At 68.3% G+C, this 15,018-nt stretch carries 10 protein-coding genes; 6 read left to right on the forward strand and 4 right to left on the reverse strand.

Features of this window, described 5'->3' with window-relative positions; genetic code table 11:
* Positions 1–128: 128 nt before the first annotated feature.
* From dcd to BFE01S_RS14350, 3 genes are all read left to right on the forward strand, one after another.
* Complete coding sequence (dcd, locus tag BFE01S_RS14340; protein WP_028226114.1) at positions 129–698, forward strand: dCTP deaminase; 570 nt, start codon at positions 129–131, stop codon at positions 696–698.
* A gap of 102 nt (positions 699–800) precedes the next feature.
* Positions 801–3,080: an arginine/lysine/ornithine decarboxylase gene (locus BFE01S_RS14345; protein ID WP_028226115.1), complete on the forward strand. Its 2,280-nt coding sequence runs from the start codon at positions 801–803 to the stop codon at positions 3,078–3,080.
* A gap of 23 nt (positions 3,081–3,103) precedes the next feature.
* Positions 3,104–3,793, forward strand: a complete 690-nt coding sequence (locus BFE01S_RS14350; RefSeq protein WP_042337664.1) for a lysozyme inhibitor LprI family protein — start codon at positions 3,104–3,106, stop codon at positions 3,791–3,793.
* 37 nt (positions 3,794–3,830) lie between these two features.
* On the opposite strand, the gene BFE01S_RS14355 is transcribed toward BFE01S_RS14350, so the two are convergent.
* The 3 genes from BFE01S_RS14355 to BFE01S_RS14365 form a co-directional block, all read right to left on the reverse strand.
* Positions 3,831–4,763 (reverse strand): bestrophin family protein, encoded by a 933-nt coding sequence (locus BFE01S_RS14355; RefSeq protein ID WP_028226117.1) that lies wholly within the window; start codon positions 4,761–4,763, stop codon positions 3,831–3,833.
* 45 nt (positions 4,764–4,808) lie between these two features.
* The gene (gene argH, locus BFE01S_RS14360; protein ID WP_028226118.1) at positions 4,809–6,215 is read right to left on the reverse strand and encodes an argininosuccinate lyase; all 1,407 of its coding nucleotides are present in this window, start codon (positions 6,213–6,215) and stop codon (positions 4,809–4,811) included.
* Positions 6,216–6,365: 150 nt separating this feature from the next.
* The gene (locus BFE01S_RS14365; RefSeq protein WP_028226119.1) at positions 6,366–7,184 is read right to left on the reverse strand and encodes a helix-turn-helix transcriptional regulator; all 819 of its coding nucleotides are present in this window, start codon (positions 7,182–7,184) and stop codon (positions 6,366–6,368) included.
* Between the two features lie 227 nt (positions 7,185–7,411).
* On the opposite strand from BFE01S_RS14365, the gene BFE01S_RS14370 reads away from it, so the two are divergent.
* On the forward strand, positions 7,412–8,176 hold the full coding sequence (locus tag BFE01S_RS14370; protein ID WP_028226120.1) for a class I SAM-dependent methyltransferase: 765 nt from the start codon (positions 7,412–7,414) through the stop codon (positions 8,174–8,176).
* Between the two features lie 91 nt (positions 8,177–8,267).
* On the opposite strand, the gene ppc is transcribed toward BFE01S_RS14370, so the two are convergent.
* A complete protein-coding gene (gene ppc, locus BFE01S_RS14375; protein WP_407668215.1) occupies positions 8,268–11,279 on the reverse strand; it encodes a phosphoenolpyruvate carboxylase in 3,012 nt (1,003 codons plus the stop codon).
* Between the two features lie 524 nt (positions 11,280–11,803).
* Here ppc and hemC point away from each other — a divergent pair.
* Together hemC and hemDX are read left to right on the forward strand one after the other, a co-directional pair.
* Positions 11,804–12,871: a hydroxymethylbilane synthase gene (hemC, locus tag BFE01S_RS14380; RefSeq protein ID WP_028226122.1), complete on the forward strand. Its 1,068-nt coding sequence runs from the start codon at positions 11,804–11,806 to the stop codon at positions 12,869–12,871.
* A complete protein-coding gene (hemDX, locus tag BFE01S_RS14385; protein WP_084169839.1) occupies positions 12,868–15,015 on the forward strand; it encodes a fused uroporphyrinogen-III synthase HemD/membrane protein HemX in 2,148 nt (715 codons plus the stop codon). The genes hemC and hemDX overlap by 4 nt, the downstream gene beginning before the upstream one ends.
* Positions 15,016–15,018: the final 3 nt, after the last annotated feature.

The following is a 15,018-nucleotide window of genomic DNA, read 5'->3' on the forward strand; positions in this document are numbered from 1 at the left end:
GGCATGCCGTTGCACATCGCGTAAAATGAGCGCCTTTCGTGAGCGGCGGCGGTCTTTACGCCCCCTTTTCGTCATTCCACTGGCACGCAGCGACTTAACGCGACGTACAGCGACCCGAAGCGACCCATATGGCAATCAAATCCGACAAATGGATCCGGCGCATGGCCGAAGAGCACAAGATGATCGAGCCGTTCGTGCGCGATCAGGTCCGCACGTCGGAAGACGGGCGCAAGATCGTGAGCTACGGCACCTCGAGCTACGGCTACGACATCCGCTGCGCCGACGAATTCAAGATCTTCACGAACATCAACTCGACCATCGTCGATCCGAAGAACTTCGACGAGAAGTCGTTTGTCGATTTCAAGGGCGATGTCTGCATCATCCCGCCGAACTCGTTCGCACTCGCGCGCACGGTGGAGTACTTCCGCATTCCGCGCAAGGTGCTGACCGTGTGCCTCGGCAAGTCCACCTATGCGCGCTGCGGGATCATCGTGAACGTCACGCCGTTCGAGCCGGAATGGGAGGGCTACGTGACGCTCGAATTCTCGAATACGACACCGTTGCCTGCGAAAATCTACGCGAACGAAGGCGTTGCGCAGGTGCTCTTCTTCGAAAGCGACGAGGTCTGCGAGGTGTCTTACGCGGACCGCGGCGGCAAGTACCAGGGGCAGCACGGCGTCACGCTGCCGAAAACCTGATCCGGCTCCCGGCGGCGCGGGCCTGAAAGGCCCGCCGCCCCAACGACATACGGGGACCGCTGCGCAACACATGCAGCGGTCGTTTCTTTTGGAGATTCGCCCATGAAGTTTCGTTTTCCCGTCGTCATCATCGACGAAGACTTTCGCTCCGAGAACATCTCGGGTTCCGGCATCCGGGCGCTCGCCGAAGCCATCGAGAAAGAGGGCGCCGAAGTCCTCGGGCTGACGAGCTACGGCGACCTCACCTCGTTCGCGCAGCAGTCGAGCCGCGCGGCCTGCTTCATCCTCTCGATCGACGACGACGAGCTGCTGCCCTACCTGGAAGGCAGCGACGAGGCCGCGCCCGCGCACGCGCCGGCCATCATCGCGCTGCGCGCGTTCGTGGAGGCGGTGCGCAAGCGCAACGCGGACATCCCGATCTTCCTGTACGGCGAAACGCGCACCTCGCGCCACCTGCCCAACGACATCCTGCGCGAGCTGCACGGCTTCATCCACATGTTCGAGGACACGCCGGAGTTCGTCGCGCGCCATATCATCCGCGAGGCGAAGGTGTACCTCGACGCGCTGGCGCCGCCGTTCTTCAAGGAGCTCGTGAAGTACGCCGACGAAGGCTCCTACTCGTGGCACTGCCCGGGCCACTCGGGCGGCGTGGCGTTCCTGAAGAACCCGCTTGGCCAGATGTTCCATCAGTTCTTCGGCGAGAACATGCTGCGCGCGGACGTCTGCAACGCCGTGGACGAACTCGGCCAGCTGCTCGACCACACCGGCCCCGTGGCGGCCTCGGAGCGCAACGCGGCGCGCATTTTCAGCGCCGACCACGTGTTCTTCGTGACCAACGGCACGTCCACGTCGAACAAGATCGTCTGGCACGCCACGGTCGCGCCGGGCGACATCGTGCTGGTGGACCGCAACTGCCACAAGTCGATCCTGCACGCGATCACGATGACGGGCGCGATCCCCGTGTTCCTCACGCCCACGCGCAACAACTTCGGCATCATCGGGCCGATTCCGCGCGAGGAGTTCAAGCCGGAAAACATCCGCAAGAAGATCCTCGCGAATCCGTTCGCGCGCGAGGCGCTCGCGAAGAACCCGAATCTCAAGCCGCGCATTCTCACGATCACGCAGAGCACCTACGACGGCGTGATCTACAACGTCGAGATGATCAAGGACCTGCTCGGCGACATGCTCGACACGCTGCATTTCGACGAAGCCTGGCTGCCGCACGCCGAGTTCCACGCGTTCTACCAGGACATGCACGCGATCGGCGCGGGCCGGCCGCGCACCAAGGCGCTCGTGTTCGCGACGCACTCCACGCACAAGCTCCTCGCCGGCATCTCGCAGGCTTCGCAGATCGTCGTGCAGGATTCGGAGGACAGCGCGTTCGACCGCCACCGCTTCAACGAAGCGTATCTGATGCACACCTCCACGAGCCCGCAGTACGCGATCATCGCGTCGTGCGACGTGGCCGCGGCGATGATGGAAGCGCCGGGCGGCCCGGCGCTGGTGGAAGAGTCGATTGCCGAGGCGCTCGACTTCCGCCGCGCCATGCGCAAGGTCGATGCCGAATACGGCGACGACTGGTTCTTCCAGGTCTGGGGCCCGGACGAACTGGCCGAAGAAGGCATCGGCTCGCGCGAAGACTGGATGCTGCGCCCGAACGACCACTGGCACGGCTTCGGCGCGCTGGCGGAAAACTTCAACATGCTCGACCCGATCAAGGCCACGATCATCACCCCGGGCCTCGACGTGGACGGCGAATTCGGCGAGACCGGCATTCCGGCCGCGATCGTCACAAAGTATCTGGCCGAGCACGGCATCATCGTGGAGAAGACGGGCCTCTACTCGTTCTTCATCATGTTCACGATCGGCATCACGAAGGGCCGCTGGAACTCGATGGTCACCGAACTCCAGCAGTTCAAGGACGACTACGACAACAACCAGCCGCTCTGGCGCGTGCTGCCCGAATTCGTCGCGCAGCATCCGATGTACGAGCGCGTGGGCCTGCGCGACCTGTGCCAGCAGATCCACAGCGTCTATCGCGCCAACGACATCGCGCGCCTCACGACCGAGATGTACCTCTCGGACATGGAGCCCGCCATGAAGCCGTCCGACGCGTTCGCGAAGCTCGCGCACCGCGAGGTGGACCGCGTGCCCATCGACGAACTCGAAGGCCGCGTGACGTCGATCCTGCTCACGCCGTACCCGCCGGGCATTCCGCTCCTGATTCCGGGCGAGCGCTTCAACAAGACGATCGTGAATTACCTGAAGTTCGCGCGCGAGTTCAACGAGCGCTTCCCGGGCTTCCACACGGACATCCACGGTCTGGTGGGCGAGATGATCAACGGGCGCATCGAGTATTTCGTCGATTGCGTGCGCGACTGATCGCAATGAGAGGCGGCAGGACGATGCGTGCGGGCCGATGGGGCGCTGCGTCGCTGATGGCGGCGTGGCTTCTTTTCGCGGGCCCGGCCCACGCGGAAGTGGCGGCGGCCGACCCGATCGATTCGGGCATGCGCGCGTGTCTCGCGCGCGCGGACCGCTCGTCGACGGCGGGGCAGGTGCAGTGCATGGACGAGGCGCGCAACGCCTGGCGCGGCGCCGCCGACGCGGCGCTCAACGCGTTGCTCGCGAAGCTGCCGCCCGCGCAGCAAAAGCGCTGGCAACTGAGCCAGCAGCGCTGGGTGGCGTGGCGCGACGCCGAGGACACGATGCTCGCCGCCGCGTTCGCGAGCACGAACGGTTCGTCGTCCTATCAGATCTACGAAGCGGACATGCGGCTGCAGCCGGTGCGCGACCGCGCGCTCGCGCTGCGGCTCGAAGCGGCGAACGCCGCACGGCAGGACGCGCCGCCCGTGCGGGCATGCTCGGCCGACGCGCGCTGCGAGCACGTGCGCTACGACCTCAACCGCTACTACCGCAAGTTCTACGCGCGCATGCCGAAGCACTCGCGGGCCACGCTCGTGCGCGCGCAGTCCACGTGGCGCGCCTATCGCGACGCGACCACGCCGCTCGTCGACGAACACGCGCGCCTCGACTTGCTGGGCGCGCGGCTCGCCACGCTCAAGCGGCTTTCGGAGACGGTGGGGAACCGCTGATGACGGCCAAGCGCGGTGCGGCAGCCGCGCGCGCCGTTCAGTCGATGATGAATTCTTCTGGCGCGTGCGTGGGCAGCGTCGTCGGATCGCCGAGGAGGTCGTGCAACGCGACCCCGATATAGGTGGACATCGCGTTGAGCGCGAGGTCGTTGTCCTCGGTGCCGAACGGATCTTCGATCTGCGAAGCGATGGCTTCGTGCGCCATGAACGCATAGGCGACGAACACGGCAAAGACGGGCGTGAGCGCGCCGATGCTATCGACGAGACCGAACGGCAGCAGCGCGCAGAAGAAGTAGACGGTGCGGTGGATCATCACCGTATAGGCGAACGGCAGCGGCGTCGAGGCAATGCGCTCGCAGCCGCCGATCACATCCGACAGTCCGTTCAGATTGCGCTCGAATGCGAGCACGGCGTAGCCGTCGAGGCGGCTTTCGCGCGCCTCCTCGCGCACCCATTCCGAAGCGCACAGCACGAGCGTCATGGGGCGAAAGCGCGAAGCCATCACGCGCTCGAGGAGCGCGGGCGGCAGGATGCGCGCGAGGTCGCTTTGCGCGTCGGTGCGGCGCAACTGATGGCGCAGCGCGTGGGGCAGCGCGCTGAGGATCTGCACGAGTTCGCGCGCGCGCACGGCGACGCGCTTATCGTTCTGCGCACCGTTCGGCAGGGTCAGCGCTTCGCGCGTGAGCGAGCGCGTGTCGTTGAGCAACTGGCCCCAGAGCTTGCGTCCTTCCCAGTAGCGGTCGTAGCTCGCGTTGTTGCGAAAGCCGAGGAACACCGCGAGCGCGATGCCGATCAGCGAGAACGGCACGGTGCTCAGATTGACCGTGACCTTGAGGATGTGGTCGTGCGACGCCACCGCGACGATCGAGAGGCACAGCACGATGAAAAGCCGCGGCAGCAACTGCGGCAGCACCGATCCGCGCCACGCGAGCAGCATGCGGAACCAGTTGAGGTGGGGGCGGATAATCATGGGCGCGCGAGGGGCAGGGCACGCCTTGCGGCGTGCCCCGTGGCGTTAGCTGAGCGCGGCGCGCGCGGCGGCGATGGCTGCACGCACCTGCTCGGGCGCGGTGCCGCCCGGATGATTACGCGCCGAGACCGAGCCTTCGAGCGTCAGCACTTCGAACACGTCCTCGCCCAGCAGGTGCGAGACGGCCGGCAGTTCGCGGCGCATTTCGTCGAGCGTGAGGTCGGCCAGATCGCAGTTGCGGTCCACGCAGATGCGCACCGCGTGCGCCACCGCTTCGTGCGCGTCGCGGAACGGCAGGCCCTTCTTCACGAGGTAGTCGGCGAGATCGGTCGCCGTCGAGAAGCCCTGCAGCGCCGCCGCGCGCATCGCCTCGGCCTTGACCGTGATGCCCGCCACCATCTCCGCGAAGATGCGCAGCGTGTCCGCCACCGTATCGACGGTGTCGAAGAGCGGTTCCTTGTCTTCCTGGTTGTCCTTGTTGTACGCGAGCGGCTGGCCCTTCATCAGCGTGAGCAGCCCCATCAGATGGCCGTTCACGCGGCCGGTCTTGCCGCGCGCGAGCTCGGGCACGTCCGGGTTCTTTTTCTGCGGCATGATCGACGAGCCCGTGCAGAAGCGGTCGGCCAGGTCGATGAAGCCCACGCGCGGGCTCATCCACAGCACCAGTTCTTCCGAGAAGCGCGAGACGTGCGTCATCACGAGTGCGGCCGCCGCGGTGAATTCGATCGCGAAGTCGCGGTCGGACACGGCGTCGAGCGAGTTTGCGCAGATGCCGTCGAAGCCGAGCGTCTTCGCCACGGCGTGGCGGTCGATGGGGTAGCTCGTGCCCGCGAGCGCCGCCGCGCCCAGCGGCAGGCGGTTCACGCGCTTGCGGCAGTCGGCCATGCGTTCGGCGTCGCGCGTGAACATCTCCACGTAGGCGAGCAGGTGATGGCCGAACGTCACCGGCTGCGCCACCTGCAGGTGGGTGAAGCCCGGCATGATCGTGCCCGCGTGCTGGTCCGCGAGATCGAGCAGCGCGCGGCGCAGGTCGCCCAGCAGCGTGCCGATGCGGTCGATCTCGCCGCGCAGCCACAGGCGGATGTCGGTCGCCACCTGGTCGTTGCGCGAGCGGCCCGTGTGCAGGCGCTTGCCGGCGTCGCCGATCAGCGCGGTGAGGCGCGCCTCGATGTTCAGGTGCACGTCCTCGAGGTCGAGCTGCCACTCGAACTCGCCGCGCTCGATCTCACCCTTGATCTGCGCCATCCCGCGCTGGATGGCCGCGAGGTCGTCGGCGGCGATGATCTTCTGCGCGGCCAGCATGGCGGCATGCGCGAGCGACCCCTCGATATCGACGAGCCCGAGGCGCTTGTCGAAGAAAACCGACGACGTATAGCGTTTGACCAGCTCCGACATGGGTTCGGAGAAGCGAGCCGACCAGGCTTCGCCTTTTTTGTGCAGTTGGGACGTCATGGTGATGGGCGCGAACGAGGTGAGAAGGCGTGCCGCGCAGCCTTTCCGGTGGGACGGCGCACGGCGGGGAAAGGTGTCGATTTTACCATTGGCGGGCCCGGCGGCCGGGCGGCCCGGCGTGCCGCGCGGCCGATGCCCGGCACGCGCCGCTCAAAGCCGCACCAGCACCACCAGCTTCAGGTCCTCGCGGTGCGCGGGCTTGAAGGTGATCTGGTCGTACGCGATGCGGCCGTGGCGCGGATGGTTGAACTCGCGCCGGCCGCCCTCGCGCTCGAATACGTCCTGCGAGCCCCAGAAGCGCGCGAAATCGTCGCTGGCGGCGGTGAGCGCGTCGATCAGCGCGCGCGTGGGGGCGTCGTTCAGGTGCCGGATCGAGTCGGCGCGGAATTCGGCTGCGAGGCGCCGGGCCCGCGTTTCCCAATCGACGATCAGGTCGCGGCCGCTCGGCTCGGTGAACGTGAAGCGCAGCAGGTTGCGGTCGTGCGCGCCGTCGAGCCAGCCCGTGAACAGGTCCGTCGCGTGGGTGTTCCAGGCGAGCGCCGTCCACTGGCGGTCGAGCACGTAGGCGGGCGCATCGACAAGCTGCACGGTTTGCAGCAGGGTAGCGGGGGCGTCGGCGGTGGCCGCCACGTCGGGCTCGGCGGGGTCGCGCTGGGCGGCGAGTTCGAACAGATAGGCGCGTTCGGCGCGCGAGAGCTGCAGCGCCACGGCGATGCGCGCGAGCGCGTCCGCCGAGGCCGAGACGGACCGCCCCTGCTCGATCCACGTGTACCAGGTCGGGCTCACGCCGCACAGTTGCGCGACTTCCTCGCGCCGCAGCCCCGGCGTGCGGCGGCGCGGGCCCGGCGGCAGGCCCACGGCCTGCGGCGAGAGGCGTTCGCGGTGGGCGCGGATGAAGTCGCCCAGCGCCTGCGCGGGCGTGGCGTCGAGCGGGCGGGCGGAGCCGGATTCGGCGGGGTCGAGAGTCATGGATGCGGGAGGGGTGCGGGTTCTGGTGCTGTTAATACCAGAATATCTGCTTATCTTGTACTGGTACAGAACGGGTTCTATTGTAGCGGCTGGCGTCGCGAACGGGCCGCGCCATCTGCACGAACGAAACAAACGAAACTCACCAGACGACCCAGACGAACGAACCGCGCCGCGCGAACCCCACGCGTGCGGCGCGAGCCACACCACAGGCATAAAAGGAGCACGCCATGAAGCACCATGACCAGGTTGCCGACGCATTCGGATCGACCGCCGCCGCTTATCTCACGAGCCAGGTCCACGCGAGCGGCGCGGATCTGGAGAACCTCGCCGCCACCTTCGCGGCCACCTGCGGCAACGCGAGCGTGCTGGACATGGGCTGCGGCGCGGGCCACGCGAGCTTCGCGGTGGCTCCGCACGTGCGCGAAGTCGTGGCCTACGACATCGCCGCGCCGATGCTCGCCACGGTCGAAGCCGCCGTAAAGGAGCGGGGCCTTGCCACCGTCCGCACGCAGCAGGGCGCCGCCGAAACCCTGCCGTTCGCCGACGCGAGCTTCAACTGGGCCGTGAGCCGCATGAGTGCGCACCACTGGCGCGACGTGCCGAAGGCGCTCGCCGAGGTGCATCGCGTGCTCAAGCCGGGCGGGCGCCTCAAGTTCATCGACATCGCGGGCATCGACGATCCGCTTTACGACACGCACATCCAGGCCGTCGAAGTCCTGCGCGACGCCTCGCACATTCGCGACTACCGCGCCGACGAGTGGCTCGCGATGCTCGATGCGGCAGGGTTCGACGCGAAGGTGAGCGAGCGCTGGCGCATCGGCATCGACTTCGATTCGTGGGTCGCGCGCATGCGCACGCCGGCGGAGCGCGTGACGGCCATCCGCTCGATGTGGGCGAGCGCGCCCGACGAGGTGCGCCAATACTTCGATGTGCAGAACGATGGCTCGTTCAAGCTCGACGCGCTGATGATCGAGGCGACGCGCCGCGACTGAGCGCGCCGCCCTCCGCCTGCGAAGGACGAAAAAAACGGCGTCGTGCCCGCGAGGGCATGACGCCGTTTGCCGGCGGGCGCAGCGCGAGGGCTCAGCCCGTATTGCGCAGTCCCGCCGCGATCCCGTTGATCGTCAGATGGATGCCGCGCCGCACGCGCGGGCTCGGGTCGCCAGCGCGATAGCGCTTGATGAGCTCCACCTGCAAGTGATTGAGCGGATCGAGATACGGGAAGCGGTTCTTGATCGAGCGCGCGAGCAGCGGGTTGTCGGCGAGGCGGTCGCTCGATCCCGTGATTTCGCCCAGCACCTTGGTCGTGCGCTCCCATTCGGCCACGATGCGCTCGAACACGTGCTTGCGCAGCTTTTTGTCGGCGACGAGCTGGGCGTAGCGCGAGGCCACCGCGAGGTCGGTCTTCGCGAGCGTCATGTCCATGTTCGAGAGCAGGTTCGAGAAGAACGGCCAGCTCTTGTACATCTTGCGGAAGAGCGCGAGGCGCCGCGCGCGTTCGGCGTCGCTGCCCGCTTCGTCGAGATACGACGCCACCGCGCTGCCGAAGCCATACCAGCCCGTGAGCAGCAGCCGGCACTGGCCCCACGAAAAGCCCCACGGAATCGCGCGCAGATCGTCGATCTTGCGGTTCTTCGGGTCCTGCAGCTTGCGCGAGGCCGGGCGGCTGCCGATGTTGAGTTCGGCAATTTCGGTGATCGGCGTCGAGGCGAAGAAGTAGTCCGTGAAGCCGGGCGTTTCGTACACGAGCGAGCGGTAGGCGGCCATGGCCGTGTCGGAGAGCGCCTGCATCGTCTCTTCGAAGGCGGCCAGTTGCTGCGGCGAGTTGCCCGCGTGGTCCTCGGGCAGCAGCGTGGCTTCGAGCGTCGCGGCGACCACGGTTTCGAGGTTGCGCCGGCCGATCTCGGGGTTGCCGAACTTGCTCGCAATCACCTCGCCCTGTTCGGTGAGGCGGATCTGGCCGTCCACCGTGCCGGGCGGCTGCGAGAGGATCGCGTTGTAGGTCGGGCCGCCGCCGCGGCCCACCGTGCCGCCGCGGCCGTGGAACAGGCGCAGCGTGATGCCGCGCTCGCGGAACAGCGCGACGAGCGCGAGTTCCGCGCGGTAGAGCTCCCAGTTCGAGGTGAGGAAGCCGCCGTCCTTGTTGCTGTCCGAGTAGCCGAGCATGATTTCCTGCTCGTTGCCCTGATGTTCGACGAGGCTGTCGATGCCCGGCAGCGCGAGCAGATCGCGCATGATGTTCGGCGCGTTGCGCAAGTCGGGGATCGTCTCGAAGAGCGGGATCACCATGAGGCCGGCCCGCGCGGGTTCGTCGGCGTGGCCGAGGCGTCCCGTGAAGAGGCCCGTTTCCTTCTGTAGCAGCATCACTTCGAGCAGGTCGGAAACCGTTTCGGTGTGCGAGATGATGTAGTTGCGCACCGAACGCGCGCCGAACTTCTCGCGCGTGACGCGGGCCATCTCCAGCACGCCCAGCTCGCTCTTCACGAGGTCGGAGTATTCGAGGTAGGGCGAGCGCAGCGTGCGCGGGTCGGCAAGCTGCGCGAGCAACGCGATCTGCTTGTCTTCTTCCGACAGCCCGGCGTAATTGGCTTCGACGCCCGCACGCGCGAGCAGTTCGGCGATCACGGCTTCGTGAATGTCCGAGCTCTGGCGCAGGTCGATGCTCGCGAGGTGGAAGCCGAACACTTCCACGGCGCGCAGGAGCGGGGCGAGCCGCGGCGTGGCGAGCGAGCCGCCGTGATGCTCGGCGAGCGAGTCCATCAGAACGTGCAGATCGCGCGAGAATTCCGCGGCGTCTTCATAGGGCTGCGCGCGCACCGGCGCTGCGCCCCGGCCCGCGCGGCGCACGGAAACCACGCCTTCGCCGAGGCGCACGCGCGCGCTCGCCGCGAGGCGCGTATAGATGCCGATCAGCGCGCGCCGGTACGGTTCGTCCACGCGGTGCGGCGACTGGTCGGGCGAGGCCGCGGCCAGCGCCTTCAGCTCGGCGCTGCCGCCCGCGAGCAGGTTCGACACCGAGAGTTCCGCGCCCAGCTTGTGCACTTCTTCGAGGTAATGCTCGAAGATCACGACGGCCTGGCGCTCGCTTGCGGCTTCGAGCGTTTCCGCGGTGACGTTCGGGTTGCCGTCGCGGTCGCCGCCGATCCAGCTGCCCATCTGGAGGAACGCGGGCAGGCGCGCCGAAAGGCCGTGCTCCTTGAGCACCGTTTCGATCTCGCCGTACAGCGCCGGGATCTCGGTGAGGAAGGTCGTGTGGTAGTACGAAAGCGCGTTCTCGATTTCATCGCCGACCGTGAGGCGCGCATCGCGCAGCATGCGCGTTTGCCACAGCGAGGTCACGCGGGCGCCGAGGAGCGACTCGTTCTGCGCGCGCTCGCGCTGCGTGAGCGGCTGGTCGCGTTCGGCGAGCAGGCGCGCGATGTCGTGCTGCGCGTCGAGAATGCTCTTGCGCTGCACTTCGGTCGGGTGCGCCGTGAGCACGGGCACGATCAGCGCGTCGTTGAAGAACTGCTGGAGCACCGGCGTGGCGGCCGCGCCCGCCTGGGCGAGGCGTTCGAGCGAATGCGCGACGGTGCCGGCCTGCGGCACCGAGCCGGCGAGGTCGTGGATGCGGTGGCGGCGGTTGCGGTGGCGGTCTTCGGCAATATTCGCGAGATGCGAGAAGTAGCTGAAGGCGCGCACGACGCTCACGGTCTGCTCGGGCGAGAGCGCGCGCAACTGCTTGTCGAGCGCGAGCGCCGCCGCGTTGTCGTCCTCGCGGCGAAAGCGCACGGCCGTCTGGCGGATCGTTTCCACCACGTCGAACACGGCGTCGCCTTCCTGCTCGCGCAGCACGTCGCCGAGCAGGCGTCCGAGGAAACGGATGTCGTCGAAGAGCGGCTTGTCCTTGTCGTCGCGCGTGCGGGCGGTGCGCGAGGCTGCCGCAGCGTTGGCGGACTTCCCGGGCTTCGCGGACCTGGCGGACTTGGTGGACTTCCCGGCAGGTGCGGCTTTGGCGTTCGAGGTCTTCGTTACCGGGCTCGCGGCTGCTGTGGCCGCCTTCGTCGCTTTGACCGTCTTCTTCGTGGTGGCCGCCGGGTTCGCCGTTGCCGCCAGAGCGGCTTGCGCGGTTCGTGCGGTCTTCGTCGTGGCTTTCGTCGTGACTTTTGTCGTGACTTTTGTCGCTTTTGCCGGCCTGGCCTGCGTGGCCGTGGCGTTCTGAGCCGAAGAAGCAGTGTTTTGCGATGCGTTGCTGCGGCGCTCTGCGCGCGCCGATCCGGAAGACTTCACGATGGGTTCCTCAAGGCTTGCCAGGGATGAGTCGATCAATAATCTAGAGACTGCCTGATGCACGAGCCCGGGCGTGGCGCCGGGGTCGCTACTGCGGGTGCAACCTGGAACGGGTGGCTGGTGCTACCGGGCGAGGGGCCTCGGTTCAGCCGGCACGACGATGGCCAACTACGAAGATCAACTGCCAGGACCAACTGCGCAGATTAACAGGGCGTCACAGGGAGGACGCCGGGGAGGCCGCACGCGCCGCGCGCATCCGGCGCCCGCGGGGCCAGCCGCAAAAGGGGCGCGTGCTAACATTCCCCGTTATCCGATTCTGTTTTTCGATCCCGTCATTCGATGTCCTTGCCATGAACTCCGAGACGTTATCCGCGCCCATGCCGGCCCCCCCCCGCACGCTGGTTATCGCTTCGCGTGAGAGCCGCCTTGCGATGTGGCAGGCCGAGCATGTGCAAGCTGCGCTGCACAAATTATATCCATCCTGCGACGTGAAAATCGTCGGAATGACGACGCGCGGCGATCAAATTCTCGATCGCACGCTTTCGAAGGTGGGCGGCAAGGGGCTCTTCGTGAAGGAGCTCGAGCAGGCGCTGGAGGAAGGGCGCGCCGATCTCGCCGTGCATTCGCTCAAGGACGTGCCCATGGAGTTGCCCGAAGGCTTCGCGCTGACGGCCATTCTGGAGCGAGAGGACCCGCGCGACGCCTTCGTCTCCAACGACTACGACTCGCTCGCCGTACTGCCGCCGGGCAGCGTGGTGGGCACGTCGAGCCTGCGCCGCGAAGCGATGATCCGCGCGCGCTATCCGCAACTGGTCGTGAAGCCGCTGCGCGGCAACCTCGATACGCGGCTGGCCAAGCTCGACCGCGGCGACTACGCGGCCATCATTCTCGCGGCGGCAGGCTTGATGCGCCTGGGTCTCGCGGCGCGCATCCGCGCGCTCATCGAGCCCGAGGACAGCCTGCCGGCGGCGGGGCAGGGTGCCCTCGGCATCGAGATTCGCGCGGACCGCGCCGACCTTGCCGCATGGCTTGCGCCGCTGCACGACGCAGCGACGGCGAACGCCGTGGAAGCCGAGCGCATGGTGTCGCGCGCGCTGGGCGGCAGTTGCTCGGTGCCGCTCGCGGCCTATGCGCAGTGGCACGACGGGGCGCTGGAGCTGCGCGGCATCGTCGCCACGCCCGACGCGAGCCGCGTGCTGCGCGCCGAAGGCGCCGCACGGCCCGCGAGCGTGGCAGAAGCGCTCGCGCTGGGCCGCGGCGTGGCCGACGCGCTGATCGCGCAGGGCGCGCTCGACATCGTGCGGGCGCTCGCCGATGCGGCCCACGCCGACGGCCCCAATGGCCCCAACACCGCGCCCGCGCCGCGCGCGAGCGGCACAACCACCGGCACGGGCTCGGGCCCGGCTTCGGCGCCATGACAGGCCCCCTGCAACCGCGCCCGCGCGCCCACGCCCAGCCTGACGAATGGGGCGGGCCCGGGGGCGGCCCCGGCGAGGCTCGCGCCGCGGCGCCCGGCGCTGGCGCACCGTTCACCGTCGTCATTACCCGACCTTCCGGTCAATCCGGCACGCTCGGCAGCCAACTGGCCGCGCGCGGCATCGCCACGTTCGACTTCCCGCTGATCTCGATCGAAGCGGTCCGCGACGACGCCCTCTTGCGCGAGGCGCTCTCGGCGCTCGACCGCTACGCGCTCGTCGTGTTCGTGTCGCCCAATGCCGTCGATCGCGCCTTCGCCGTCTACGGCCCGATCTCGTCGATCTGGCCGCATGCGCTGCCCGTGGCCGTGGTCGGCCCCGCCAGCGTGGCGGCGCTCGCGCGCCACGGCGTCGCATCGCCCGCTCATCGCGTGATCAGCCCGGCCGGCGCCGCCGACGAGGAACCCGCGCGCTTCGACTCCGAATCGCTCTACGCGGCGCTCGAAACCGAACTGGGCCCCGACGCGCTCGCGGGCAAGCGCGTGCTGATCGTGCGCGGCGACGGCGGCCGCGAGTGGCTCGCCGACCGCCTGCGCGAAGCGGGCGCCGAAGTGGAGGCCGTGGCGGCCTACCGGCGCGTCGCGCCGGAGCCGTCCATCGCCGCCTGGGCGCGCGTTCATACGCTGCTCGCCGGGGCGCCGCATGCCTGGCTCGTCACGAGTTCCGAGGGCGTGCGCAATCTCGACGCGCTTGCGCGCGAGCACCTCACGGCCGGCGAGATCGCCGAACTGCACCACGCGCCGCTCGTCGCGCCGCACCCGCGCATCGCCGAAACGGCCCGGGGAGTGGGTTTTGATAGGATTACGGTGTCCGGCGCGGGCGACGAGCGCATCGTCGAGACGCTGCTTGGCCTCGCTTCTTCCGTTGTTCAACCGGTTCAGAACACTCCGGCCCCGGCGCCGGCACAACCACGCATGACTGATTCGAACGATTCCAGCAACGTTGCACAGCAGCACACCGCGTCCGCGGGCGCGTCATCGGCGTCGTCGGCCTCCGCGGCCTCCGCGGCCTCCGCGTCTTCGCGGCCGACGTATGCCGCCCCGGGGCCGCTCTCGCCGGCGCCGGCGCGGCGCGGCGGCGCGGGCACGGCGCTGCTCTGGCTCGTGGTGGTGCTGGTCGCGGCGGGAGCGGGGGCGGGCGGCTACGTGCTGAATCGCAAGCTCGACCGCGTCGATCAGCAACTGGTGCAGCGCCAGCAGGCCGCCGACCAGCAGACCGCCGCGCTGCGCGCGCGCGCCGACGAAGCCATCGCAGGCGGCCAGCAGCTCGACAAGCAGATCGCCCAGCTCGAAGGCAAGATTGCCGACGCGCAGACCTCGCAGCAGGCTCTCGCGCAGCAATACGCCGACCTCGCGAAGAACCGCGACGACTGGACGCTCGCCGAAGTCGGCCAGATGCTTTCGAGCGCGAGCGAGCAGCTCCAGCTCACGGGCAACACGCAGCTCGCGCTCTTCGCGCTGCAAAGCGCCGACACGCGTCTCGCGGCCTCCGACAGCCCGCAGGCGCTGGCCGTGCGCAAGGCCGTCGCCCAGGACATCGACAAGCTGAAGGCCGCACCCTCCACCGACCTCACGGGTCTTGCCATCAAGCTCGACACGGCGCTGGCCCAGATCGACTCGCTGCCGCTCGCGGGCGAGGCCATCGTCGCGCATACGAAGCCGCAGGCGGCCACGCCCGCCGACGTCGCGCAGACCGCCGCCGCCCAGCACGAGCCGCGCTGGAAGGCGTGGCTCCAGACCGTTGCCGCGGGCATCGGCCAGCAGATCACGAGCCTCGTGCAGGTGCGCCGCATCGACAACGCCGACGCCATGCTGATCTCGCCCGACGAAGGCTACTTCGTGCGCGAGAACGTGAAGCTGCGGCTGCTTTCGGCGCGCCTCTCGCTGCTCTCGCGCAACGAGGGCACGCTCAAGTCCGACCTTGCCGCCGCCGATGCCGCGCTCGCGCGCTACTTCGACAACGCGTCGAAACAAACCCAGGCCGTGCGCGATCTGGTGAAGGAGGTGAGCGCGGGTTCGACGGCCGTTGCGCTGCCGAACCTCGACACGAGCCTGCAGGCCATCCAGCAGTACCGGAGCCGGGGGTAAGAC

The sequence above is a fragment of the Paraburkholderia ferrariae NBRC 106233 genome (assembly GCF_000685035.1).
In the GTDB taxonomy this organism is placed as follows: Bacteria; Pseudomonadota; Gammaproteobacteria; order Burkholderiales; family Burkholderiaceae; genus Paraburkholderia; species Paraburkholderia ferrariae.

Excerpts from the sequence above, each read along its gene's own strand:
- BFE01S_RS14365 (WP_028226119.1), bottom strand. The coding sequence starts at position 7,184 with ATGACTCTCGACCCCGCCGAATCCGGCTCCGCCCGCCCGCTCGACGCC.
- BFE01S_RS14345 (WP_028226115.1), top strand. The coding sequence starts at position 801 with ATGAAGTTTCGTTTTCCCGTCGTCATCATCGACGAAGACTTTCGCTCC.
- dcd (WP_028226114.1), top strand. The coding sequence starts at position 129 with ATGGCAATCAAATCCGACAAATGGATCCGGCGCATGGCCGAAGAGCAC.
- argH (WP_028226118.1), bottom strand. The coding sequence starts at position 6,215 with ATGACGTCCCAACTGCACAAAAAAGGCGAAGCCTGGTCGGCTCGCTTC.
- BFE01S_RS14370 (WP_028226120.1), top strand. The coding sequence starts at position 7,412 with ATGAAGCACCATGACCAGGTTGCCGACGCATTCGGATCGACCGCCGCC.
- BFE01S_RS14355 (WP_028226117.1), bottom strand. The coding sequence starts at position 4,763 with ATGATTATCCGCCCCCACCTCAACTGGTTCCGCATGCTGCTCGCGTGG.
- hemDX (WP_084169839.1), top strand. The coding sequence starts at position 12,868 with ATGACAGGCCCCCTGCAACCGCGCCCGCGCGCCCACGCCCAGCCTGAC.
- BFE01S_RS14350 (WP_042337664.1), top strand. The coding sequence starts at position 3,104 with ATGCGTGCGGGCCGATGGGGCGCTGCGTCGCTGATGGCGGCGTGGCTT.
- hemC (WP_028226122.1), top strand. The coding sequence starts at position 11,804 with ATGAACTCCGAGACGTTATCCGCGCCCATGCCGGCCCCCCCCCGCACG.